General features: G+C 37.1%; 24 protein-coding genes and 2 pseudogenes. 5 read left to right on the plus strand and 21 right to left on the minus strand.

The window, feature by feature from the left end; genetic code table 11:
- From uvrB to SB773_RS03505, 10 genes and pseudogenes are all read right to left on the minus strand, one after another.
- Complete coding sequence (gene uvrB / locus SB773_RS03460; protein WP_002016097.1) at positions 1-1,977, minus strand: excinuclease ABC subunit B; 1,977 nt, start codon at positions 1,975-1,977, stop codon at positions 1-3.
- A 152-nt stretch (positions 1,978-2,129) separates the two neighbouring features.
- A complete protein-coding gene (locus tag SB773_RS03465) occupies positions 2,130-2,561 on the minus strand; it encodes a DUF4362 domain-containing protein (protein WP_410588593.1) in 432 nt (143 codons plus the stop codon).
- Between the two features lie 55 nt (positions 2,562-2,616).
- Entirely contained in the window at positions 2,617-3,237 is a 621-nt protein-coding gene (locus tag SB773_RS03470; RefSeq protein WP_410588595.1) for a hypothetical protein, read from the minus strand.
- A complete protein-coding gene (locus SB773_RS03475) occupies positions 3,234-3,995 on the minus strand; it encodes a MerR family transcriptional regulator (protein WP_410588597.1) in 762 nt (253 codons plus the stop codon). The genes SB773_RS03470 and SB773_RS03475 overlap by 4 nt, the downstream gene beginning before the upstream one ends.
- 100 nt (positions 3,996-4,095) lie before the next feature.
- On the minus strand, positions 4,096-4,323 hold the full coding sequence (locus SB773_RS03480; protein WP_088033345.1) for a hypothetical protein: 228 nt from the start codon (positions 4,321-4,323) through the stop codon (positions 4,096-4,098).
- A gap of 16 nt (positions 4,324-4,339) precedes the next feature.
- Positions 4,340-4,733 (minus strand): annotated as a pseudogene (locus SB773_RS03485) (ATPase).
- Positions 4,730-4,951, minus strand: coding sequence for a hypothetical protein (locus SB773_RS03490; RefSeq protein ID WP_002089582.1), 222 nt, complete (start codon positions 4,949-4,951; stop codon positions 4,730-4,732). Before SB773_RS03490 ends, SB773_RS03485 begins: the two are co-directional and overlap by 4 nt.
- Positions 4,952-4,968: 17 nt before the next feature.
- Entirely contained in the window at positions 4,969-5,358 is a 390-nt protein-coding gene (locus tag SB773_RS03495; RefSeq protein ID WP_113708889.1) for a hypothetical protein, read from the minus strand.
- An 11-nt stretch (positions 5,359-5,369) separates the two neighbouring features.
- On the minus strand, positions 5,370-5,567 hold the full coding sequence (locus tag SB773_RS03500) for a helix-turn-helix transcriptional regulator (RefSeq protein ID WP_000538358.1): 198 nt from the start codon (positions 5,565-5,567) through the stop codon (positions 5,370-5,372).
- Between the two features lie 123 nt (positions 5,568-5,690).
- Complete coding sequence (locus tag SB773_RS03505; protein WP_410588601.1) at positions 5,691-6,713, minus strand: YeiH family protein; 1,023 nt, start codon at positions 6,711-6,713, stop codon at positions 5,691-5,693.
- Positions 6,714-6,865: 152 nt separating this feature from the next.
- On the opposite strand from SB773_RS03505, the gene SB773_RS03510 reads away from it, so the two are divergent.
- From SB773_RS03510 to abc-f, 4 genes are all read left to right on the plus strand, one after another.
- On the plus strand, positions 6,866-7,759 hold the full coding sequence (locus SB773_RS03510) for a LysR family transcriptional regulator (RefSeq protein ID WP_060749257.1): 894 nt from the start codon (positions 6,866-6,868) through the stop codon (positions 7,757-7,759).
- 51 nt (positions 7,760-7,810) lie between these two features.
- A complete protein-coding gene (locus SB773_RS03515; protein ID WP_002016114.1) occupies positions 7,811-8,179 on the plus strand; it encodes a MerR family transcriptional regulator in 369 nt (122 codons plus the stop codon).
- Between the two features lie 4 nt (positions 8,180-8,183).
- Positions 8,184-8,729 (plus strand): flavodoxin family protein, encoded by a 546-nt coding sequence (locus SB773_RS03520; protein ID WP_002016115.1) that lies wholly within the window; start codon positions 8,184-8,186, stop codon positions 8,727-8,729.
- 264 nt (positions 8,730-8,993) lie between these two features.
- Positions 8,994-10,628 (plus strand): ribosomal protection-like ABC-F family protein, encoded by a 1,635-nt coding sequence (gene abc-f, locus SB773_RS03525; protein ID WP_410588604.1) that lies wholly within the window; start codon positions 8,994-8,996, stop codon positions 10,626-10,628.
- A 133-nt stretch (positions 10,629-10,761) separates the two neighbouring features.
- Here abc-f and SB773_RS03530 read toward each other — a convergent pair whose 3' ends face one another.
- The 10 genes from SB773_RS03530 to SB773_RS03575 all read right to left on the minus strand — a co-directional run bounded on the left by SB773_RS03530 (position 10,762) and on the right by SB773_RS03575 (position 22,791).
- Complete coding sequence (locus tag SB773_RS03530) at positions 10,762-11,073, minus strand: YbjQ family protein (protein WP_002112849.1); 312 nt, start codon at positions 11,071-11,073, stop codon at positions 10,762-10,764.
- A 65-nt stretch (positions 11,074-11,138) separates the two neighbouring features.
- The gene (locus SB773_RS03535) at positions 11,139-12,854 is read right to left on the minus strand and encodes an ABC transporter ATP-binding protein (RefSeq protein ID WP_410588606.1); all 1,716 of its coding nucleotides are present in this window, start codon (positions 12,852-12,854) and stop codon (positions 11,139-11,141) included.
- Between the two features lie 128 nt (positions 12,855-12,982).
- A complete protein-coding gene (locus SB773_RS03540) occupies positions 12,983-14,167 on the minus strand; it encodes a PDZ domain-containing protein (RefSeq protein ID WP_172798714.1) in 1,185 nt (394 codons plus the stop codon).
- Between the two features lie 95 nt (positions 14,168-14,262).
- A complete protein-coding gene (locus tag SB773_RS03545; protein ID WP_098167532.1) occupies positions 14,263-15,699 on the minus strand; it encodes a S41 family peptidase in 1,437 nt (478 codons plus the stop codon).
- A gap of 118 nt (positions 15,700-15,817) precedes the next feature.
- Positions 15,818-16,711 (minus strand): permease-like cell division protein FtsX, encoded by an 894-nt coding sequence (ftsX, locus tag SB773_RS03550; protein ID WP_002089596.1) that lies wholly within the window; start codon positions 16,709-16,711, stop codon positions 15,818-15,820.
- Positions 16,701-17,387 carry a cell division ATP-binding protein FtsE gene (gene ftsE, locus SB773_RS03555; RefSeq protein ID WP_002016128.1) on the minus strand — a complete coding sequence of 229 codons (687 nt, stop codon included), beginning with the start codon at positions 17,385-17,387 and terminating at the stop codon, positions 16,701-16,703. The genes ftsX and ftsE overlap by 11 nt, the downstream gene beginning before the upstream one ends.
- A 318-nt stretch (positions 17,388-17,705) precedes the next feature.
- Positions 17,706-18,029 (minus strand): cytochrome c551, encoded by a 324-nt coding sequence (gene cccB, locus SB773_RS03560; RefSeq protein WP_113733796.1) that lies wholly within the window; start codon positions 18,027-18,029, stop codon positions 17,706-17,708.
- 457 nt (positions 18,030-18,486) lie between these two features.
- Positions 18,487-19,585, minus strand: a protein-coding gene (prfB, locus tag SB773_RS03565; protein ID WP_215576673.1) for a peptide chain release factor 2 whose coding sequence is annotated in 2 segments (ribosomal slippage) — positions 18,487-19,512 and positions 19,514-19,585 — 1,098 coding nt in all. Because the reading frame shifts where the segments join, the coding sequence is not laid out codon by codon here.
- Between the two features lie 143 nt (positions 19,586-19,728).
- Positions 19,729-22,236, minus strand: a complete 2,508-nt coding sequence (gene secA / locus SB773_RS03570; RefSeq protein ID WP_131246523.1) for a preprotein translocase subunit SecA — start codon at positions 22,234-22,236, stop codon at positions 19,729-19,731.
- A gap of 432 nt (positions 22,237-22,668) precedes the next feature.
- Positions 22,669-22,791, minus strand: coding sequence for a hypothetical protein (locus SB773_RS03575; RefSeq protein WP_002167387.1), 123 nt, complete (start codon positions 22,789-22,791; stop codon positions 22,669-22,671).
- Here SB773_RS03575 and SB773_RS03580 point away from each other — a divergent pair.
- A pseudogene (locus SB773_RS03580) lies at positions 22,754-22,954 on the plus strand (tyrosine-type recombinase/integrase); the annotation flags it as partial. The gene SB773_RS03575 and the pseudogene SB773_RS03580 sit on opposite strands and share 38 nt — an antisense overlap.
- 55 nt (positions 22,955-23,009) lie before the next feature.
- Here SB773_RS03580 and SB773_RS03585 read toward each other — a convergent pair.
- On the minus strand, positions 23,010-23,537 hold the full coding sequence (locus tag SB773_RS03585) for a hypothetical protein (protein WP_033731110.1): 528 nt from the start codon (positions 23,535-23,537) through the stop codon (positions 23,010-23,012).

The following is a 23,537-nucleotide window of genomic DNA, read 5'->3' on the forward strand; positions in this document are numbered from 1 at the left end:
TCACCCTTCCGCTTTTAATTCTAATAGTAAATCTCTTAATTCAGCTGCACGCTCGAAATCTAATGCCTTTGCTGCTTCTTTCATCTCTGCTTCCATCTTCGCAATTGTATTTTCACGTTCTTTTTTCGTCATCTTCTTAGCTGGTGTTGCTTCATATATTTCCGTATCCTCAGCTGCTGTTGTCGCACGAATAACGTCACGTACTCCTTTTTGAATCGTTTTCGGCGTAATACCATGCTTTTCATTGTAAGCTTCTTGTATACTACGACGACGCTGTGTTTCTTCAATTGCAATTCCCATTGATCTCGTTATGCGATCTGCGTACATAATAACGCGGCCGTTTGCATTACGCGCCGCACGACCAATTGTTTGAATTAATGAACGCTCTGAACGTAAGAAACCTTCCTTATCAGCATCTAAAATAGCTACAAGTGATACTTCTGGAATATCTAATCCTTCTCGTAATAAGTTAATACCGACAAGTACATCAAACTTACCAAGGCGAAGATCACGGATAATTTCAATACGCTCTAATGTTTTAATTTCAGAGTGAAGATAATTCACTTTAATTCCTACATCTTTTAAATAGTCCGTTAAATCCTCTGACATTTTCTTCGTTAAAGTCGTAATTAATACACGTTCATTTTTCGCAATCCGGTCATGGATTTCTCCTAATAAATCATCTATTTGTCCTTCAATTGGTCGTATATCAATTGGTGGATCTAAAAGCCCTGTTGGACGAATAATTTGTTCTATTGCTTTCGGTGACTGCTCTAACTCGTACGGTCCTGGCGTTGCCGAAACGTAAATAACTTGATTCGTTTTCTCTTCAAACTCATCAAACGTGAGCGGTCTATTATCTAAAGCTGATGGCAGACGGAATCCATGATCAACAAGCACTTGCTTACGTGCTTGGTCCCCGTTATACATCGCTCTTACTTGCGGAACCGATACGTGCGACTCATCCATAACGATTAAGAAATCCTCTGGAAAATAATCTAAAAGCGTATACGGCGTTGAACCTGCTGGACGAAGTGTTAAATGACGGGAATAGTTTTCAATCCCTGAACAAAAGCCCATCTCGCGCATCATTTCTAAATCATAACGCGTTCGCTGTTCTATGCGCTGCGCCTCTAACAACTTACCGTTATCATTTAATTCTTTTAAACGCTCTTCTAATTCTTTTTCGATATTTTCAATAGCGACCTTCAGCTTTTCTTCACGTGTAACGAAGTGAGATGCCGGGAAGATTGCTACATGATCACGTTCTGCTAATACTTCACCCGTTAATGCATTTACTTCTCGAATACGATCTATTTCATCCCCAAAAAATTCAATTCGAATACAATGCTCATCAAGTGATGCGGGGAAGATTTCAACTACATCTCCGCGCACACGGAATGTACCACGCTTAAAATCAATATCATTACGTCCATACTGTACATCAACAAGTTCACGAAGCAATTGATTGCGGTCCTTTTCCATACCAACTCGAAGCGAAACAACTAACTCGCGGTATTCTTCCGGAGAACCTAAACCGTATATGCACGAAACACTCGCAACGATAATAACATCATCTCTTTCAAATAAAGAAGACGTTGCCGAGTGGCGTAATTTATCAATTTCATCGTTAATTTGCGCATCTTTTTCAATAAACGTATCCGTATGTGGTACGTACGCTTCCGGCTGATAATAATCGTAATAACTAACAAAATACTCCACAGAATTGTTAGGAAAGAAATCTTTCAGCTCACTATATAACTGTCCTGCTAACGTTTTATTATGAGCCATTACAAGTGTTGGCTTCTGCACTTCTTTAATGACATTTGAAATCGTAAATGTCTTACCCGTTCCTGTCGCTCCAAGCAACACTTGCTTTTTCTTTCCACTATTAATTCCCTCTACAAGCTTCTCTATCGCTCCCGGCTGATCACCTTGCGGGGAATACTCTGAGATAATTTCAAATGGATGTTCCAACTAAAAACCGACCTCCTCATAAAAAATCTGTATTATTATTTTAACACGAATGCCTATAAAAAACCTAAAAAAAAACGAACAGATATTCGGTAAAATTTTCGACAATATATATGGAAAAAGGAAGGAGTAAGAACTTCCTTCCTCTATCAGTTTTATTTTTTAGGTATATATAATAAGTCATATCCATTGCGTCCATTTTCATTTGTACAATCTATTAACCTATAAGCGGTTTCTAATTCACGCTGTTCTTTAACAATCCTCTTACAACTATCTTCATATAACCCTTTACGATCACCAGAAAATCGATCTTGCCTATTATCTAACACATGAAATATGTCTCCTCCTCTATATTCTACCGTTTGAAAAATCGGATCACCTTCATGTGTATACTGTACAATTCTTATTTTATTCACTTTCCCTTGTTCAACATGCAAAACAAACTTTTCAAATTTATCTAGATTAGAAATGTCTTTTCTCTTTGCAATGACATCATTCTTCTTATCAATTGTACTGGTAGGTTGTGCGCATGCTACTAAACTAAAGAGAAATAGACATATAAAACTAGTTCTTTTTCCTATTGTCATCCTCTCCTATAAAAACTATTTGTATACCGAAAGGGAAACAAAAAGCTACTTTCCTCTATGAAAGTAGCTTCTCTTTCCCTTTCTCCTTCTTTGGAAAAATCACATATGAAAATGAAATAACTGTATCCACTACAAATATAACCGCCCAAACTTGGCTCACACGACTTGCAGATTTATTTAAAACGATTCCTGACTCTAACCAATTGCCCCATTGTTCAAACGGTATAAACCCATACAAGAAGAAAAAGAATATATGAACAGCAACGAATAAAATGAGATGCAAAGCCCAACTTTTTATTTCCTGTTTTGCATAAGCCATACCTGTCAATTCTATCGCTTCTTCAATAATGGGCGTCGGTTCATTCCGCCATTTCGCAACTAGTTTTTGTATACGTATATCTAATTTTTTCAAATCCTTTTTCCCATAAAAAACTGCATATAATAAGATGATTACCGTGATGATTTGAAAGTTAGAAAACTTTCCTGTTTGGTAATAATCCACTACACCTAAAGTTAGAATAAAAACTTCATTTAACAGCAATACAATCCCCATAATAAAGCTCGCTTTCCGTAAGCGAAACCCGTAACGCAATAAAAAGAATCCAATAGCTGATATCCAAAATACAATCTCTGCACCAATTAAAAAATACCATCGATATTCTGCGAGTATACTCATTTATCCTTCTCCCTTTCATCATATATAAGAAAAGCCTCATCCATATATACTAAAAGCTCCTCTTCAATTGGATACATACTCATTTTATGTGAATCTTCTTTTGATTTTCTTACTTCCCACAATTTATCTAAAAATGCTTCATCACCATTTGCCATCTCTAAACACTTCCGCATTAGCCTACTTATAGCCTCCTGCACCTCATCACTTGATGCTCCCTTACCTTCTTTCATAAAGTTACGAAATTGCTTTAATAAATCTACCCACTCTAAAACATTCGGATCTTCCTCGCTCATATTTGGTAAATTACGAAGTAAATCCTGCTCTTCCTTTGAAAATATTTCATTTTGGAATATTTCACGTATTCGAGGAGACTGTTTCGAAAGCTGAATGAGTTCAAACATAACTTTCCAATCCAGTTCTCCCTCCACATCTACCGAATAAACAACGGCCTGTAAAACACGCTCCATTCGATTGAATTTCTTTTGTTCTTCCTGTACAAATCTAAGTTGCTTTTCAAGCGAGTCTTTTAAGTTAAGTTCACCTTTTACTAACATATTCTTAATCTCTTTTAATGAAAAACCCATTTCTTTTAAAAATAAAATTTGCTGCAGACGAATTACATCAGCCTCGCTATATAACCGATGACCACCCTCTGTTTTTCCGCTCGGCTTTAATAAATCGATTTGATCATAATAGCGTAACGTTCTTACTGTAACCCCTGTTTCCTTCGTAAGTTCTTGAATCGAAATCACTTCCATCACCTCTTCTCTTTCATTATAAAAGGTGACGTAACGTAACTTTCAAGTGATTTGTAAAAAAAATACAAAAAGCTGTTTATACCTTTTGTATAAACAGCTTTTATGGAAATAACCCCTTTTGTATAGCACGACCACAAAATAAAATAATTGCCCCTACAACAACACTTGTTGCTGTTTTATGATAATGCGCTAAAATTAATAAATAGTATGATAAACCTACAGCACCAATCATAATACATGCACTTGGCACTGGATTACGAGAGAAGTTTTGTATTCCCCAAAACAAAGCAAAAATAGCCGTAGCGACACATAATACCGGTAATCCCATCCCAGTTCCCCTTTTTCTATCTATTCCTTGTTGCTAACACACTCGTCGATGCCATACTTATTAATAAACCAAAAATAGCAATATATAATAACTCATTTACATGTACTACTTGCCTATCTAAATACTTATTTACACAAAGATACATAATGAACAAAAAAAACGCAGCTTGTAATACAAATCGTAAAATATGACTTCATATTGTTCACAACTCGCTCATCAATTGACGGTACTCTCTCTTCTTCCAAACGCTTCTGTTCTCTATATTCCGAAATACCATATAAAATGACTAGTGCTACATTCGATATGAAGATCGTTCCCCAAGAAATACTTAAAATCATTAAACTCACATTTAAAACAAGACCCGCTAAAAACAAACTTCCTATGAACCGTATAACCTCTTGCTTACTCATACATGATCAGCCTCTTTTTGATTTCTATATTTCCATTTCGGCCAATAGTTCACAAAGAAATAAACAAACTGTCCTAATACAAATAAAACAAACGGCATGCCCGCATTTCCATAAACAATTAAATTATACAAACTCCATACCGCTAAACTCATTGTTAAAAACAACCCTAAATATTTAAACGCTTTATCCGACTGAAATCTCTCAAACTCATCTTGCATTTTCATTCCTCCTATCGTTATGCTCGTTTTCCCGCCATTACTCCTATGACGAGACTACCAGCAAATAAGAAACTACATACAATGAATATTTCTGGAATCGGTATAGTAATTCGCCCTATCGCTTTGCTTGCAACAATATAAACAATAAGCAAAAGAAATGCGAATATAAATGAGACATTTACATACTTTTTTATATTTTCATTTACCCGCTCATCTATATCTGGAAGTTCTTCTTTTTTGTACTTCCGCTTTTTGTAATTCGTATACAATATCAGAAATACAATTGCTAAAATGTTACTAACTATAAGCGATAACATCGGTATGGATGGGTCCATAATACGAACTAAAACGTCCCCTCCACATAATCCTAAGACAGTAGCGATATACAACTTTTTAGTGTCGTTCATTTTCTCTCCCCTTACTCCAGCGTAAATATTTCCTCTACCTTCATCCCAAAATATTTGGCGATTTTTAGGGATAGCTCTAGACTCGGATTATAATGATGGTTTTCAATCGCCACAATCGTCTGCCGCGTCACCTGCATCGCCTTTGCCATTTCCACTTGCGTTATATGATGTTGTTTTCGTAATTCCTTAATTTTATTTTTCACACCCATAGGCTCCACCTTCGAAAGTAAAGATATCTTTACTTTAATTATAAATATTTTCCAAATCCAAGTAAAGATATCTTTACAAAAAAAGGTAAAAAAAAGAGACATCTATAAGATGCCTCTTTGCTACTACATAAATCCTAAAGCATACACAAGAACATACCCAAGTACCGAAAGGCAAACCGAGCCAATTAGCCCTGCCACGAATGCCCTACTTCCTAATTTGCGGAACGTTTTAAACTCTACATTTAAACCTAGCCCTGCCATCGCCATTGCAATAAGCATGTACGCAATTACTACAATATATCCGGCAACAACTTCTGGGATAATCCCAAGCGAATGCACCGCACTCATTGCTAAAAATCCGAAGATGAACCAAGGAATTGGAAGGTCGCGCCACGATCTTTTTTCCTTGCTTCCCTCGCTCTTACCAAACCATAATCCAATTAAAATCGCTACTGGCACAAGCATCGCTACGCGCGTTAATTTCACAATAACTGCGATGTCTACAGCCGTGCTACCTCCTGGCGCCGCCGCAGCGATAACGTGAGCGATTTCGTGCAATGTCGCACCTGAGAACACACCGTAACCGTAGGGTGAGAAGCCAAGCACTGGGTATAACAGCGTATAAATAAGTGTAAATATTGTACCTAAAATTGCAATAATCGCTGCCCCAACTGCCGTTTCTTCATCCTTCGCTTTCACTTGCGGTGCAATTGCCACGACCGCAGCCGCACCGCAAATTGCTGTTCCGCACGCTGTTAAAATTCCGAGTTTCTTTTCTACCTTAAATACTTTCGTTAGTCCATATACAACGAAAATCGTAAATGTAATAACAACCGCTGCGATGACCAATACTTTCGGCCCCGCCTTCGCAATATCTACAAGATTTAACCGCATTCCAAGTAAAATGATCCCAAAGCGAAGCAACTTCTTACTCGCAAAGTTCGTTCCCGCTATCGCTTCTTGAGGAATCCCGATTGCCGCGCGCCAAACCATCCCGATTAGAATAGCGATTACTAATTGTCCCATAATATTTAAAAATGGAAGCTCTGCTAAATATTTCGCGGCGATTGCGATTAATAACGTAATCCCAATACCTTGCGAAAATCCAAAGCCCTTCTTCTTTTGTATAACAAGTGTTTGTTCCACTTTGTACCACCCCAATAATCGTATTGGAACATGCATGTTCTTTCTAGTTACATTATAAGAGAGTTTTAATAATAAGTTTAATATCAATATTGAATCCCTATCATCAGAAATACTTATGATAAAATAAAAGCAAAAATAAAGGGGCCTAACAAATGAACGTCGACATTTTAAAGATCTTTGTTACTGTCGTTGAACAAAAACATTTTTCGCGTGCTGCGGAACTATTAAACCTTTCACAACCTGGCGTTAGTATGCACATTCGCAACTTGGAAAATGAATTTGGGACTACACTTATTCAGCGCTCCCCAAAGCACGTCCAAGTTACGGAAGCTGGAAACATATTATACATACACGCAAAGCAGATGCTCTCACTTTATGAAGATGCAAAACAGGAAATTAATGCGCTGCATAACGTCGTAACAGGGACACTTCGCATCGGCGCTAGCTTTACAATTGGCGAATACTTACTTCCAAAAATACTTGCGCGCTTTGCCAATGAAAATGCACACGTCGAAGTTCATACATTTATCTCCAATACGGAAGAAGTTTTGCAAAGCCTCCGCTCTAATCAAATTGATATCGGCTTAGTGGAAGGCCAAGTCGTATACGCTGACGTAGATGTTGAAACTTTTATGCAAGATGAAATGAAACTCGTCGTCCCGCCAAACCACCCATTGCTCCATATCAAGGGGATTAACGAAAATACATTGCAAGATCAAGTCTGGGTATTAAGGGAGAGCGGCTCTGGCACACGTGCCTATAGCGATCGCTTTATACACCAACATCATTTAAAAATGAAACGCTTCTTTACATTTAGCAGTATTCAAAGCGTGAAGGAAGCCGTTGCAGCCGGTCTTGGCATCGCTATTCTTTCAGATTGGACTGTTCGAAAAGAACTGTTGGCACAAGAAATATTCCACATCCCTGTTCCGAACGAAGAGCTAATCCGTCCATTCTCCATCGTGCGCGGCAAATATTTTATCCCGTCTAAAGCTATTCAAGTCTTTTTAAAACACGTAGATTCTTTTGCGAAAAAACAGAGTTGACCTTCACATTAGTGTGAAGGTTTACAATACATGTAAAAGGAGTGAAACGCATTGCGAATTGGAGAGTTATCAAAAGAAACTGGGGTTAGCGAAAGGGCACTAAGACATTATGAAGAAAAGGGATTACTCCCTTCGAAACGCCTAGCAAATGGCTACCGTGATTTTGATGAAAGTGCAATCGAAAAAGTAGAGCTGATTCAAATGTACTTGCAAATCGGCTTAAATTTAGAAGAAACAGAACGAATGCTACGTTGCCTTGAAATCGAGCCACATCTCTACGAAAATCCGTGTAGTAGTATCCTTGCACTTTACGAAGACAAACTTGATGAGGTAACGAAGCAAATCACATTACTTTCCAACATTCAAACGAATTTACAAAAACACGTTTCACTCCTAAAACAAGCAAAAGAAAAGGGATGATTACATGTTTGTTATACATGGCAGTTCAAGACAAAACGGAAATACGGAAGCTTTAACACATATGGTGATTGATGGGATTGAAACAGAACAAATTTACTTGCGTGATCATATCGTCCACCCAATCATAGATCAGCGCCATGATGTAGAAGGATTTCAACCTGTAAATGATGACTACGAGCAGTTAACCAAACGCATGCTAGAGCACGACACGATTATCTTCGCTACACCGCTATACTGGTACGGAATGAGCGGCCACATGAAGAACTTCGTTGATCGCTGGTCACAAAGCTTGCGTAATAAATCTCTTCATTTCAAAGAAAAAATGAAAGGCAAAAAAATGTACGTTGTCATCGTTGGCGGAGACAGTCCAAAACTGAAAGCATTGCCGCTTATCGCCCAGTTTCAATATATCTTTGATTTTGTTGGTTCATCATTTGAAGGGTATATTATTGGGGATGCGAATGGACTAGATGAAATCAAGAACGATGCTGAAGCGCTGGCAAAAGCACAATTGTATAATAATAAATTCAAAAATAGCACACAGAAATAAGTTTGACAAATCCATTTGTATGCGCATACAATAAAAATAATATTATGAAAGGAAGGTACTTTGACCAATGAAGTTCTAATTCTCTTATTTATTTCATCCATCACAAATAGTGAACAAAAATGATGAAAACTAGCAGAGGATTAGTCTGTCCATTTGTCGATACTTTCTTTCGATACGATCATGTAAAAAATCGTTTATTTATGTACGATTTTTACATTAAAGGGCGACATTTATCCTCTCTAGTGAAACTAGGGAGGTTTTTTTATGACTATTTTAATCGCACGTAATATCGAAAAGAGCTTTGGTGATCGCACCATATTTACGTTACCATCACTAGAAATTCAAGCAAACGATCGTATAGGAATTGTCGGAGTCAACGGAGCTGGAAAATCTACGTTATTACAAATATTAAGTAAAGAAATAGAAGCTGACAAAGGCACAGTAACTCATCATAGTTCTATCGCCATCATTCCACAGCTTAGCGAGGGGATACCGGAAACCGCTTCTTCCCTCGCTAAGGGCAAATGGAATATTTCAAACGTCGCAAATTCAATGAGCGGCGGTGAACGAATGCGCCTAAAGATCGCCCATGCCCTCGAACAAGATGCAGGCATTCTATTTGCTGATGAGCCAACAAGTCACTTAGATATGTTCGGTACAGAGCAATTAGAAAAGGCACTTTTATCTTATAAAGGTGCACTTGTTTTAATATCGCATGATCGTGATCTTTTAGATGCCATATGTACAAAAATCATCGAAGTTGAAGACGGTACTATTCAAGAATATAAAGGTAATTATTCAAACTATCGAAAGCAAAAAGAACGTGAGCGAATACAAAAGCAGGCAGAATATGATCAATATATACAAGAAAAAAATCGGTTAGAACAGTCAATTTCACAAAGAAAGCAACGTGCTTCTAGCATGACAAAAATCCCAACACGGTTCAGTTCATCTGAATCTAAACTTTATAAGTGCAGCGGGGCTCATGGGCAAGAAAATGTTAGCAAGGTAGCGAAAGCACTAGAAACACGCCTTGAAAAGTTGGAACAGAAAGAAAAACCGAAGGACTTTTCTCAAGCTCAGTTTGACGTACAATACCACACACCAATTCATAGTAAAGCAGTTGTTCAGTTTAATAAAACAACGAAGAAAATAGGGGATCGTACATTATTTAAAAATATGAATGGAACAATTGTCCCTGGGGCAAAGCTTGCTATTTTAGGTGCCAACGGAAGCGGAAAAACAACTTTGTTCAAAATGCTTCTCGCGAACGAGCGTGGCATTCAGCTTTCGAAAAGTTGTAAAATTGGATACTTTGAACAAACATTATCTATTTTAAAAACAGATAAAACAATTTTAGAAAACGTTCTAGAAGAAACAAACTATACAGAAGCATTCGTTCGAACAATACTTGCAAGGCTCCTATTCCGCCGTGAAGATGTTCATAAACCTGTGCACATCTTAAGTGGTGGAGAACGCATGAAGGTTGCACTCGCAAAAGTATTTTTAGGAAACTATAATATGCTTCTGCTCGACGAACCGACAAACTATTTAGACTTGGCAACGCAAGAAGAATTAGAAAGCATGTTACAGGAGTATCCTGGTACAATACTTTTCATTAGCCATGACCGTGCCTTTATTCGTTCTGTTGCAAACCATATTCTACAAGTAGATGAGAGCGAACCAAGAATATTCCACGGCAATTACGAGCAATACACAAAAAGAACCACCCAAGCTTCTGTAAACGTTACTGAACAAGAATTATTACGATTACAAACAAAATTAACAGAAATCATCAGCCGGATTTCTATCCCAAATCAGCATGATGACATCACATTTCTCGAACAAGAATACGAAAAATTATTAGTTCGAATTCGGCAGTGTAAAGAAGCACTCTAATGTCTTCCCCATATATCGACGGGACCTTCCACATTTCCCAAGAAATATCGAGGCTTCGACATAGAATATCACCCTACCTATCATGTTAGACACAATAACAACAAAAAGCCGTGCACCAGCACGGCTTTTCACTTTATATACGGACAGCAGTCCCACTCACCGCAACCATTAGCATTCCTTCGCGAACTACTTCGTAGTCCACGTCGATACCAACAATGGCGTTCGCATTTTTTTGTCTTGCGAGAGTTTTCATCTCTTCCATTGCAATGTCGCGTGCTTCTTTTAATTTACTTTCGTAGGCGCCTGCGCGACCACCGACAACGTCACGGACAGAAGCGAAAAGGTCACGCACGATATTCGCACCCATGATTGCTTCGCCATTAACGATATCGATATAATCAATAATTTCTTTCCCTTGAATTGTAGAAGTTGTTGTTACAATCATGCTTTGTAGCCTCCCAAATAAGATTTCCACTTACTTATGGTGCACTAATTCAGCAGAAATTATATTTACGAACTAAACTGCGCCTCATACAATCGGCTGTAACCCTCGCCTCGTTTGATTAGTTCCTCATGTGAACCTTGTTCTGCAATACCGTCTTTATTTACAACGACGATACGATCTGCATTTTTAATAGTTGCAAGCCTGTGAGCGATAACTAATGTTGTACGGCCAACAGATAGTTCTGCAAGTGATTTTTGGATAGCAAGTTCTGTCTCTGTATCTAGCGCAGAAGTTGCTTCATCTAAAATTAAAATTGGCGGGTTCTTCAAGAACATACGGGCAATTGCTAAGCGCTGCTTTTGTCCTCCTGAAAGTTTCACACCACGCTCACCAATAACTGTATCTAAACCGTCTGGTTGCGAGTAAATTAAGTCCTCTAGCTGAGCACGTTTTACCGCCTGCCAAATTTCAGCTTCTGAAGCTTTTAAGTTTCCGTAAGCGATATTTTCACGAATTGTTCCTGAGAATAAGAAAACATCTTGCTGCACAATTCCGATTTGTTTCCGAAGTGACGATAGCGTCATCTCTTTCGTATCAATGCCATCAATTTGAATCGATCCAGATGAGTGTTCATAAAAACGCGGTAATAAACTACATAGTGTTGTTTTCCCTGCCCCTGATGGCCCAACGAAAGCAACTGTTTCACCTGCATGTATTTTCAAACTAATATCGTTTAAAATCGGCTCTTTATTTTCATATCCGAACGTGATGTTATTGTATTGAATATCGCCGTGTACATGTTTAACTTCGATTGCATCTTTAGAATCTACAATATCCGGCTCTGTTTCCAGAAGTTCTACATATCTTTTAAAACCAGCGATTCCTTTCGGATAACTTTCAATAACCGCATTAATTTTTTCAATTGGGCGGAAGAAAATATTCGTTAATAGAACGAATCCAATAAATCCACCGTACGTTAATTCACCTTGCAGAACAAACCATGTACCACATATTAATACAAAGAGTGTTACAAGACGCATCAGCATATAACTAATCGATGAATTTAACGCCATAATTTTATACGCCATTAATTTTGTTGTACGGAAACGAGCATTATTTACAGCAAATTGCTCTTTCTCAAACTTTTCATTTCCGAATGCTTGTACAACGCGGATACCACCTACATTGTTCTCGATACATGCATTGAAATCAGCAACGTCTGAGAATAAACGTCTAAACGTACCTGTCATTTTTTTATTGAAGTAAAGTGCCAACCATAATAAGAACGGGATTACGAAGAATGTTAGAAGTGCTAACTTCCAGTTAATCATCATCATAAATGAAAATGCTCCAACTAAAGTCATAATGGCAATGAATAAATCTTCTGGTCCATGGTGAGCAATTTCCCCAATTTCCATTAAATCGTTTGTAAGACGTGAAATTAAATGACCTGTTTTATTATTATCAAAAAATCTGAATGATAGCTTTTGAATGTGATCAAATAATTTCTGCCTCATATCTGTTTCAATGTTAACCCCAAGCATATGTCCCCAATATGTAACGACATATTGCAAACCTGCATTTAACACATAAACTACGAACAAACCGAAACAAGCCCATAAAATAAGCGTCCAGTTTTGTCCTGGTAATAACTTATCAATAAATTGATTTACGATAAGCGGGAAACCAAGTTCGAGTAAACCTGCGATAACTGCACAGGAAAAATCGAGTACGAATAAACCTTTGTACGGTTTATAGTAAGAAAAAAATTTACGTAGCATATCTTTCCTCCCTTTTCCAAATTAAAAGACTCTCTAAATGATAACCATTATCAAATGATTATTCAAGTTATCCGTCTATGAAACTAAAAAAACCTTCATCTATATTTGATGAAGGTTTCCATTTTATTTTATATAGCTTCCGAATCCCACTCGTGCTCTTGCTGAACAAATACAACACCTAATTCATGATGTCCCCCGGCGTATAATGCCGTTTGAGCAAGACGAAGCTCACCATTTGTATCTACTACTTCTAATTTACAAAACGCTCCTGTCGTCTTCGTTTGAAGCGCGTCATAAAACTCTTCGGTACTTCTTGGAATGATTCCATTTACTTTCGTAATAACTTCTCCAGGTTTTAAATTCATCTCTGCCCCAATTGTATTAGGAATTGTATCTAACACAACAAGTCCATCATTACGTGCGGCAAAGTATGCTGGTCTTTTCTCGTCTGCAATTTTCTCTTGCATCGAGATTGTAAAGCGTCCAAGCATTGCGACTCCCATCGCGATAATTGCGAGTACGTGCCACCAGTAACTTGCGATACCTAAAACGAGTACGAGCCCCGCTAAACCATAGACGCGTCTTCCTGTAAATAATAAAGCTTCCGTCGGCTCATAACTTCTAACCTTTCTCATAAATCCAATTAAAAATGGCACGAGGAATAAAGAGTATGTAGTCGAACCTATTGAAACGACAGGCCACCAAGAAATAAATCCTGTCACCGCGTCTCCTGGTATAAGAATAAATACTGGTACAAGCCATAAACGATTGGATTCATGTAGTCCAATTCGTAGCCCACGCTTACCTTTGTTAATTTTTGGCGTAGAATAACGAACTGCATTTTTAGAGATTAACAAACCCTCTACAACGAGCATAACGCCTAGTAAAATAGCAAGGGATACAATCGTACCCTCTTCACCTTCTCCAAGCTGTAAGAAGGAAACTGGCATCTTAGACGATAACAACACGAGTGCAATCGCGATTCCGAAAGTATAAGCTACAGATAAATATCGATACATAGCAGTTAATCCGAATAATAACGTCCAAAGTAAAATTGCCCATAAACTCGCTTTTGAAACAACAAGCCCAAGCCCAATCGTAATAATAGATACGATTAATCCGTACCCAATACCTGCAAATAGAGTTGTTCGTAGTTCAAACCAAATATCATATACTTTAAAAGAAAAATCTTTTCGTTCTCGTAATATACGTAAGTATCCAACAAAGATACTACTAATTAAAAATACATAGACAGCAGGGTGTAAGAAAAAACGTCCAACTGCTCGTAGTATTTCAAAAAGCCATGCCTCCACGAATTCATTCACCACCATTTATATCAGTCTTTCTTTTTATCTTATCATATTTAACACATAAAAAAATACAGGCATCAAAGTGCCTGTATTCTTTCTTATTTCGCTATTAATTTCAATGCCGTCTGTAATTGTAAATCATTTTCTCCAGAACGGATTTTTTCAATAATTTTAGTTTGAATCGCTTCAGCTGTCTTTTTATCGAGTTGTCCTGTTGCTTCCATCTCATTCGCATTTTGGAATGCTTTTAGTGCTGATTCTGTCTCTTTGCTAAAGTATCCATCTTCACGTCCTGGTACATATCCTAAGCTCTTAAGCATTTCTTGCGCGTGTTTTACTTGTACATCATTTGAATTGTATGAAAGTGTCTTTTCAATTTGAATTGGTGTCGCATGATAATAATCTGGTTGCTTCACTTCTACAGTTGGCGCGATTCCTTTTTTATGAATCCAATTGCCATCTGGTGTTAACCATTTAAACATTGTTAATTTAATGTTGCTGCCATCTTTAAATGGAACAGCCTGCTGAACAGTACCTTTACCAAACGTTTTTTCACCAATTAAATCGTATCCTTCTCCTTCTTTTAGCGCACCAGCTAAAATCTCTGAAGCAGAAGCACTTCCGTTATCAATTAATACTGAAATTGGATATGGCTTTCTCTCTTTCAGTTCCGTAGAGAATTTCTTCTTCTCACCATTTCGCTGTTCTACTTGTAGCATTGGCTTTTTATCTGTCATGATGTCTCCTAGTATATCTTCTACACTATTTAAATAACCGCCAGGATTACCACGCACGTCAATAACTAAGCCTTTTATGTTTTTCTTCTCTAGCTCTTTTAACTGATCCTTAAATTCTTTCGCAGTATTTTCAGCGAAAGAAGTAATTTGCATATAACCGATATCTTTTCCGCTATCTTGCTTTACGGAACTAAATACAGTGAAAATCGGAATCTTTTCACGCTTAATTTTAAATTCTATCGGATCAGCCACTCCTGCGCGCTTAATTTCAATTGCAACAGTCGTTCCTTTTTTACCACGAATTTTTAATACTGCTTCTTCACGTGATAAATCTTTCACACTATTTCCATCTACAGATAAAATTTGGTCATTCGGTTTAATTCCTATCTTTTCTGCTGGTGAACCTTTAATTGGCGATACGATAATAAGCTTACCGTCCGTCTTGTTCACTTCAGCTCCAATCCCTTCAAGTTCAGGATCAAGTGACTGACTAAACTGTTTTGCCGTTTCTTTATCCATATACGTGGAATAAGGGTCCTTCAGCGTAGACAACATTCCCTGTATCGCACCTTCGACTAATTTGTCGTCTTTCACGTCTTCCACATAACGTGAATCAATTAGTGCATACGCCTCATTAATCTTTACCAAATTCCCTTGCGCTGTGCCAGCATTACCATTCGATACTGTTTGCGTTACATACGCTGGGTTTATCCCAAACCAGTACATACCACCAAACATCCCGCCAGCACCAATTAAAAATGCAACAACCATTCCAATAATTGCAACTCTACGTTTCAATGCGGAATTCCCCTTTCCAGAACACACAGGTGGTGTAGCAAAAGGCATCACACGATGTGTGATGCCTTTACCTATTTCTACTATATGATAAGCTTGTACGAATTATGTTTGCAACTTTTTATACTTTTAAGAAGCGACGAATTGACATTACACTTCCCCACATACCGATTAATGCACCGATTAACATTAATAAACCAGCTAATTGGAATACGAATGGGTTGTATGGTAGAAGCTCGAAAATTGTTCCGCCAAGTTTTTCATTAAACACACCTTGCAACGAATTATACATAACTAAAATTAGGCCAATTGGAATAATTGATCCTAATACTCCTAGGAATAATCCCTCTAACAAGAACGGCCAACGAATAAACCAGTTTGTTGCACCAACAAGTTTCATAATTTCAATCTCAGTACTACGAGCATAAATTGTAATTTTAATTGTGTTAGAGATTAAGAACATCGCTGTGAATAGAAGACCCGCAATTAACGCAATCCCGATGTTACGACCAGTTTTTACAGTATCAAATAATTTTTCAACTTGACCTTTACCGTATTGAACATTACTTACAAACTGCATTTTCTCAATCTTTTTCGCAATTGTTGCCGTATCTGTTGGTTCTTTCGCCTTTACAACAAATACGTTTTTCAGTGGGTTATCTTGCTCAAATAACTCGAACGTTTTTCCACTATCGCCTAAGCTTTTAATTAAACGTTTCAACTCTTCTTCTTTAGAAGAATATTTAATAGAATCTACTTTCGCAATTTTACTCATATCTTCTTCTAATTTCTTTTGATCAGCTTCTTTTGCTGCTGGATCAACATGCACACGAATTTCTACATCTTGCTCTACTTTCGTCGCAAAATGGTTCATATTCATAATCGCTGTCAAAAAGACACCTACAAGTAATAATGTAACTGTTACTGCACTTACAGAAGCAAATGTCATCCATCCGTTACGGGATAGATTTTTCACACCTTCTCGCAAATGTCGACTAAGGGTTTTAGCCTTCATATCCGTATCCTCCCTCAATCTCGTCTCGAACAATTCTTCCGCCTTCAATTGCAATTACACGATGACGAATTGTATTTACGATATCTGCGTTATGTGTCGCCATAACAATCGTTGTACCACGCTCATTAATACGTTTAAAAATCTTCATAATATCAAGAGCTGTTTCAATATCTAAGTTACCTGTTGGCTCATCGGCAATTACAACCTTTGGCTTATTTACAATCGCTCTTGCAATCGCCACACGTTGTTGCTCTCCGCCCGAAAGCTCATTTGGAAGTGCATCGGCACGCTCTTCAAGACCAACAAGACCTAACACTTCTGTAACGCGCTCACGAATCGCTTCCTTCTCTTCTTCAATTACTTCTAAAGCAAACGCAACATTCTCATATACCGTTAATTTAGGTAGCAATTTAAAATCTTGGAAAATCACGCCTAATTGACGACGGAAATATGGAACATCTCTTTCTGCTAATGTTTCAATTACAAGTCCATTTACATTAATTGATCCTGTAGATGGCTTCTCTTCACGATACATCATTTTAATAAATGTAGATTTTCCGGCTCCACTCGGTCCAACTACGTATACGAATTCACCTTGTTTAATGTTAACTGTGAGACCAGCAATGGCTTTCATACCATTTGGGTACTCCTTATAAACATTCGTCATTTTTATCATTATTTATCACCCAATACTTAATGATTTTTTTAGAAATACTTTTCTGTACATTTGAAAATAAAAGAAAAACCTTTATTTTCATTCGACCATTCTTGTTGAAGGTAGCTTCCATACATGCTTTTTATTAGCAACGCTACTCTATGTAATATATTTCATCAAAATTCTACAAACCCCATTGTAACATCAATCGGTTTCCAATTCGGATACATTTTTGTTACAGTTATGTTACATCCTAAAAAGGTAAACGAGCTGACATAGTTCTTAGCCTAAATCATTTTTAGGTAAGATCCTATAATCAACTCGTCTATTTCACCTTTTTTATTTATGTTCAGCTAGCCATTCAGATACTTTTTTTGCGTCCTCACCTTGAATAAGTCCAGGTGACATTGAGCCCCGACCTTTTTTAATAATTTCTTCGATAGCCGCAGCGTCATACTTACCGCCTACTTTTCTTAAATCAGGTCCAGTTGCTCCTGATAAATCTTTCGCGTGACAACCTGCACAACTTCTTTGGAAGATTTGTTCTGCACTATCTGTGCTTGCAGATTGTTTTGATGATTTACTCTCTTCTTTATTTCCACATGCTCCTAAAGCAAAAACGACTGATGTCCCCAGCGTAATAGCCAACAATTTCTTTTTCACTTCTATCGCTCCCCATTTTTGATATTCTCTTCATTCATAAATAGGCAATATTTTCATACCACACTCAATTTTCATTATAAGCATTATCTTTATATAGAAAAACTAAGGTGTATTTCATATTTTTTACAAATATAGTGAGAACCTTAATAGAATAAAGCTTTCATAAATTGTTTCAATTCTGTGAACACATTAGAAAGTTCTATAAAGAACCTTTTTCTCCAAAATAAAGCAGAGAAATTCCATATAAAGTCCTACTCTATTATCACTCTGTTTTACTATTCTCTACTTTTTACAAAACAATATACGACATTGTATTCTACATATAATCTCATCAAAAAGAGAAGTTGTCGTTTCCAACTTCTCTTCCTCTTTATTTCATCAATATAAATAAGATAAGCCTCTTTATATCCTCTTTTACCTCAGCGTGCGCCAACAATTCTGTTGGCTTTTTCTCTTATTAAATGCGAGAACGTAAATAAGCATCGATAAATGGATTAATTTCTCCATCCATAACTGCTTGCACGTTACCAATTTCTGTATTTGTACGATGGTCTTTTACAAGAGAATACGGGTGGAATACGTAAGAACGGATTTGGCTGCCCCATCCAATTTCTTTTTGCTCTCCACGAATCTCATCTAATTGCGCTTGTTGTTCTTCTAGTTTCTTTTGATATAATTTCGCTTTCAGCATTTTCATCGCATGCTCACGGTTTTTAATTTGAGAACGCTCTGACTGACATGTTACAACCGTGTTTGTTGGTAGATGCGTTATACGAACTGCTGAATCTGTCGTATTAACATGCTGTCCGCCTGCACCACTTGCACGATACGTATCTATTTTCAAATCTTCTGTACGCACTTCAATTTCAACTTCATCATTGAATTCAGGTACAACTTCACAAGATACGAACGATGTATGACGACGACCTGAAGAATCGAACGGTGAAATACGTACAAGACGATGTACACCTTTCTCCGCTTTCAAGTAACCGTAAGCGTTATGACCTTTAATTAATAATGTAACACTCTTAATACCAGCTTCATCGCCCGGTAAGTAGTCAACCGTTTCTACTTTAAACCCACGTTTCTCAGCCCAGCGTGTGTACATACGTAATAACATAGAACCCCAGTCTTGTGACTCTGTTCCACCTGCACCTGGGTGTAATTCTAAAATAGCGTTATTTTTATCATAAGGATCGCTTAATAGTAACTGCAGCTCGTACTCATTCATTTCGTGAATTAAAGTTTTCACTTCAGATTCTAATTCTTCATGTAAATCTTCATCATACTCTTCTTTAAGTAGGTCATGCGTCATTTCTAAGTTTTCGAACGTCTCATCCAACTGACGGAACCTTCCAACCATATCTTTCAGCGCATTCGCTTCATTAATTACAGCTTGTGCGCCTTGTTGGTCATCCCAAAATCCAGCGCCCATCATCGTTTCTTCTAATTCTGCAATTTGTTTTTCCTTAGTAGGAAGGTCAAAGAGACCCCCTAAAAGCCGCTAATCTCTTAGCCATTTTTTCTAATTCTTGCCTAATTTCTACTAATTCCATTTCCTTCACCTCTATGTAATTGCTGTTACTTTCATATGAAAACAAGGGAAACTCTCTCCGCTTATTACGGAGAGAGTTTAATCCTTTTCATTATACATTTTTGATGTAAAAATTTGCAAAACAGTCTAAATTACAGTTTCTTATTACTGCCCAATGCCACAACAGTTTTTATATTTCTTGCCACTACCACATTTACATAAATCGTTGCGTCCCATTTGGTCACCTTTTACAACCGGTTTTTTCTTCGCGTCTTCGCCATCGCTTGATGGATGAACAGCTTCACCTTGAACAACTTCTTGACGCTCTAAGTTTTGCTCAATTTCAGCTTTCATAATGTAACGAGAGATTTCCTCTTCAATAGAAGCGATCATCGACTCGAACATTGCGAATCCTTCCATTTGGTATTCACGAAGTGGATCGATTTGTCCGTAAGCACGTAAATGAATACCTTCACGAAGATGATCCATTGCATCGATATGATCTGTCCATTTCGTATCTACAACACGGAATACAACAACCTTTTCGAATTCACGCGTCTGCTCTTCAGGTAGAAGCTTCTCTCTTTCGTTATAACGCTCTAACAATTTCGCGATAATTGATTCGCTCATTTCTTCTGGAGCAAGGCGACGTAACTCTTCTTCTTTTACATCTCCTTCTTCAAGAAGGTTTGTATTTAAGTAATCGACAAGACCTTTAATGCTCCAATCTTCTTCGATTTCTTCTTGCGTATGAAGTGCAACAGCACGTTCTATCGTAGATTTCATCATACCTTCAATAATACTGCGTAAGTTCTCTGAATCCATTACTTCTTGACGCTGTTTATAAATTACTTCACGTTGTTGACGAAGTACATCGTCGTATTGCAATAGCTGCTTACGTGCATCATAGTTATTTCCTTCCACACGTTTTTGCGCAGATTCTACAGCACGAGAAACCATTTTACTTTCGATTGGCTGTGAATCATCCATACCAAGGCGATCCATCATCGCTTTCATATTGTCAGAACCGAAGCGGCGCATTAGTTCATCTTCCATTGATAAGTAGAACTGTGTTACACCAGGGTCCCCTTGACGACCAGAACGACCACGTAACTGATTATCAATACGACGACTTTCGTGACGCTCTGTACCGATAACTGCTAGGCCAACGTTTCTAATATCGTCGCCTAACTTAATATCCGTACCACGACCAGCCATATTCGTCGCAATTGTTACAGCGCCTTTCATACCAGCTTCTGCAATGATATCTGCTTCACGCGCATGGTTTTTTGCATTTAAGATATTATGACGTACACCTTTACGTGTTAACATTTTTGAAATAAGCTCTGACGTTTCAATTGCAACTGTACCAACAAGAATAGGTTGCCCTTGCTTATGACGATTTACAATATCCTCAACAACTGCATTGAATTTACCTTCCATTGATTTGAAGATTAAATCAGCACGATCATCACGAATAATATCTTTATTCGTTGGAATTACGATAACATTCATATTGTAAATACTACGGAATTCTTCTTCTTCCGTTTTCGCTGTACCAGTCATACCAGATAATTTTTCGTACATACGGAAGTAGTTTTGGAACGTAATTGTTGCAAGCGTCATACTTTCATTTTGAATTTCTACGCCTTCTTTTGCTTCAATAGCTTGATGTAAACCTTCGCTATAACGACGACCTTTCATAAGACGACCAGTGAATTGGTCTACGATTACGATTTCGCCTTCTTGTACAACATAATCTGTATCAAGGTGCATAACAACGTGTGCACGAAGCGCCTGATTAATATGGTGAAGAAGTGCTACATGTTTTAAATCGAATAAGTTATCGATATGGAAAGCTTTCTCAGCTTTCGTAATACCATCTTCTGTTAACATTACATTTTTCGTTTTCACATCAAATGAATATTCTTTTTCATTTTCTAATGTACGAACGAATGCATTTGCAAACATGTATAGCTCTGCTGATTTTTGAGCTTGTCCCGAAATAATAAGCGGCGTACGTGCTTCATCGACTAAAATAGAATCGACTTCATCGATGATAGCAAAATTAAGTGGACGCTGAACGCACTGCTCTCTATATAACACCATGTTGTCACGTAAGTAATCGAACCCAAGCTCGTTATTTGTGCTATACGTAATATCAGCAGCATAAGCAGCTTGTTTCTCTTCACGTGACATACTATTTAAGTTAATCCCTACAGTTAAGCCAAGGAACTCATGAAGTTGTCCCATTTCGCTCGCATCACGTTGCGCTAAGTATTCATTGACTGTAACAACGTGAACACCTTTTCCTGTTAATGCGTTTAAATATACAGGTAAAGTAGATGTTAACGTTTTACCTTCACCTGTTTTCATCTCAGAGATATTTCCTTCATGTAAGGCGATACCACCCATTAGCTGTACGCCATATGGACGCATTCCAAGAACACGATTCGCTGCTTCACGAACAACCGCAAAAGCTTCAGGAAGTAGATCATCTACTGTCTCACCTTTTGTTAGACGTTCTTTAAATTCAATCGTCTTTCCTTTTAATTGTTCATCAGTTAGCGGCTTAATAGATGGTTCTAATGCATCAATTTGCTCCACTGTCTTCTGCATACGTTTAATTTGGCGTTGGTTGACATCAAATACCTTTTTTAAAATACCGATCATAGGAAATACGCTCCTCTTTTATTAAAATAAAACTTCCGATTGCTTTCTTTTTCTCTTTACAATCAGTCGTTATAAAAATCAAATTTACCCCGCATTAACGGGCTGTAAGATCCCTACCTCAAAATTAAGCAAAAATAAAAATTAGGTATGGGATCAACTGCCCGTAAATGCCCGATTGGTGAGGGCTAATAATCAGTAGGTGGGAAGAACCCACCACTGATTAAAGTTTCACTTTATGTTATGCCAATTTTTCTCCTAATTAAAAAACTAAAATGTATAAACCTAATGATAATTGTAACACTTGTCTTATAACTATGACAACAATCGTCCAAATGTCGAGCCGTAGATTCAGAAAAAGTTTTTATTTTATTCGTTTCAACAAATTAATGATTCTTTTCCCTACCTCTCTATTTCAAATTCATATTCCAAATTTCATATTAATTCTAAATAATATTCTTTCCCGTTCCCTTTAAAGAGAGTAGCTGGAATGAACATATTAGTAAGATTTAAATCGACAATTACAAAAGCCAAAGATTTTGCCGGTGCAGCATCCATAGATACTCACACAATGCGCAAAACCTTCAGCTTTTGATTTCTATAAACAATATCTATCATTATATTGCAAGATATACTCAACCACAGCAACTCAAAAGTAAACTTAAAATATATAGATATCAATAAAGAAGAAAAAGACACTATACTTAATACATTTTATATAGAACTTTTTCTTTTTTTACAATTACACTTCAAATTAATACTACTAATAAATGTTATTAATTTATTGGTATTTCTAATTCATGATATTTCCCTTTCTTATCCTTCATAAAAGAAATGAATTTCACCTTAGTTGATTCATTTGAAAAGTTTTTATAATTTTTATAAGGGTCATCTCCTATAAAATAATTTGTCCCTATATATCCTCGTACTGTTTTACCAGCAGGTATTACAGGATCAAACTGATATTTTTCAGGTAATTCCATTGAATAAGGAACTAAATTATAAAACTCCCCTATTTTAGAATAAAACATTGTATTAGAAATAGACTTATTACTAAATAAGTTAATATCCCGATTTGTTGTATTTGTAATATTTAAAGGTAACACATACGTCACTACTTCACGGTCTTCATAAGGATCATAAACTTTTGTAGGATCAAGAGGCTCAAGTGCATGAAACTTCACTCCTTGTCCATCATCAAAAGTTCTATTAGATAAAAACTCATCTTTTACCACTTTATAAGATTCATTATTTTGATTTAATGTTTTAAATCTAAACAAACTAGCAAATGTACATAGCAACAC

It is taken from the genome of Bacillus sp. SIMBA_074, from assembly GCF_046534555.1.
Taxonomy (GTDB): Bacteria; Bacillota; Bacilli; order Bacillales; family Bacillaceae_G; genus Bacillus_A; species Bacillus_A mycoides.

What these genes read in the sequence shown, in the direction of transcription:
- secA (WP_131246523.1), bottom strand. Translation starts at nt 22,236, where the DNA reads ATGATCGGTATTTTAAAAAAGGTATTTGATGTCAACCAACGCCAAATT.
- ftsX (WP_002089596.1), bottom strand. Translation starts at nt 16,711, where the DNA reads ATGAAGGCTAAAACCCTTAGTCGACATTTGCGAGAAGGTGTGAAAAAT.
- SB773_RS03520 (WP_002016115.1), top strand. Translation starts at nt 8,184, where the DNA reads ATGTTTGTTATACATGGCAGTTCAAGACAAAACGGAAATACGGAAGCT.
- SB773_RS03470 (WP_410588595.1), bottom strand. Translation starts at nt 3,237, where the DNA reads ATGAGTATACTCGCAGAATATCGATGGTATTTTTTAATTGGTGCAGAG.
- SB773_RS03530 (WP_002112849.1), bottom strand. Translation starts at nt 11,073, where the DNA reads ATGATTGTAACAACAACTTCTACAATTCAAGGGAAAGAAATTATTGAT.
- SB773_RS03510 (WP_060749257.1), top strand. Translation starts at nt 6,866, where the DNA reads ATGAACGTCGACATTTTAAAGATCTTTGTTACTGTCGTTGAACAAAAA.
- SB773_RS03465 (WP_410588593.1), bottom strand. Translation starts at nt 2,561, where the DNA reads ATGACAATAGGAAAAAGAACTAGTTTTATATGTCTATTTCTCTTTAGT.
- abc-f (WP_410588604.1), top strand. Translation starts at nt 8,994, where the DNA reads ATGACTATTTTAATCGCACGTAATATCGAAAAGAGCTTTGGTGATCGC.
- SB773_RS03495 (WP_113708889.1), bottom strand. Translation starts at nt 5,358, where the DNA reads ATGAACGACACTAAAAAGTTGTATATCGCTACTGTCTTAGGATTATGT.
- SB773_RS03575 (WP_002167387.1), bottom strand. Translation starts at nt 22,791, where the DNA reads ATGGATGCTGCACCGGCAAAATCTTTGGCTTTTGTAATTGTCGATTTA.
- ftsE (WP_002016128.1), bottom strand. Translation starts at nt 17,387, where the DNA reads ATGATAAAAATGACGAATGTTTATAAGGAGTACCCAAATGGTATGAAA.
- SB773_RS03480 (WP_088033345.1), bottom strand. Translation starts at nt 4,323, where the DNA reads ATGGGATTACCGGTATTATGTGTCGCTACGGCTATTTTTGCTTTGTTT.
- SB773_RS03500 (WP_000538358.1), bottom strand. Translation starts at nt 5,567, where the DNA reads ATGGGTGTGAAAAATAAAATTAAGGAATTACGAAAACAACATCATATA.
- SB773_RS03490 (WP_002089582.1), bottom strand. Translation starts at nt 4,951, where the DNA reads ATGCAAGATGAGTTTGAGAGATTTCAGTCGGATAAAGCGTTTAAATAT.
- SB773_RS03475 (WP_410588597.1), bottom strand. Translation starts at nt 3,995, where the DNA reads ATGGAAGTGATTTCGATTCAAGAACTTACGAAGGAAACAGGGGTTACA.
- SB773_RS03535 (WP_410588606.1), bottom strand. Translation starts at nt 12,854, where the DNA reads ATGCTACGTAAATTTTTTTCTTACTATAAACCGTACAAAGGTTTATTC.